The following is a 219-nucleotide window of genomic DNA, read 5'->3' on the forward strand; positions in this document are numbered from 1 at the left end:
CCTAAGCGGAAGTGCTCATGAGGAACGGGGGTAAAGTTAGAAACCACCAATACACGCTCGCCTGATTCACTGATACGCTCATGAGCTAAGATACTCGCTTCAGCTGAATCCTGTAGACGCCATTCAAAACCTTTCGGGTCGAAATCAAGATCATGCATTGCAGCTTCAGAACGGTAAAGATTGTTCAAATCTTTCGTTAAGCGCTGAACACCTTGATGA

General features: G+C 45.7%; 1 protein-coding gene. It reads right to left on the reverse strand.

Features of this window, described 5'->3' with window-relative positions:
* Positions 1-219: alpha amylase C-terminal domain-containing protein (locus AB4512_RS22250; RefSeq protein WP_372175713.1), on the reverse strand; the 219-nt coding region annotated here is incomplete at both ends.

Origin of the sequence: Vibrio sp. 10N.222.52.B7 (assembly GCF_041474275.1) — a bacterium.
Classification (GTDB): Bacteria; Pseudomonadota; Gammaproteobacteria; order Enterobacterales; family Vibrionaceae; genus Vibrio; species Vibrio crassostreae_C.